Annotated in this window: 1 protein-coding gene; it reads left to right on the top strand. The window is 68.8% G+C overall.

All coding sequences use genetic code 11. The features are described 5' to 3' along the window. On the top strand, positions 1-336 hold a 336-nt coding region (locus AC5ZG5_RS46515), incomplete at both ends, for a tyrosine-type recombinase/integrase (RefSeq protein WP_496165608.1).

Here is a 336-nt window from a genome sequence, read left to right as displayed (position 1 = left end):
GCGCCACGAGATCGTCGAGCACACGCATGTCATCCACGAGCCCCGCAAGCTGCCGATGGTGCTGAGCGTCGAGGAAGTGGCGCGGCTGCTCGCTGCCGCGCCGGGGCTCAAGTACAAGGCCGCGTTGAGCGTGGCCTACGGCGCCGGCCTGCGCGCCACTGAGGTGGTCTCGCTCAAGGTTGCCGACATCGACAGCAAGCGCATGATCATCCGCGTCGAGCAGGGCAAGGGCGGCAAGGACCGGAACGTTATGCTGTCCCCACACCTGCTTGAGTTGCTGCGGGCCTGGTGGAAGGCGGCGCGGCCGCAGGGCTGGCTGTTCCCGGGCCGCGATCC

Source organism: Bradyrhizobium sp. Ses1 (assembly GCF_059512365.1).
Note: the sequence above shows the minus strand (reverse complement) of the source record. Positions and strands in the feature narration are given on the sequence as shown.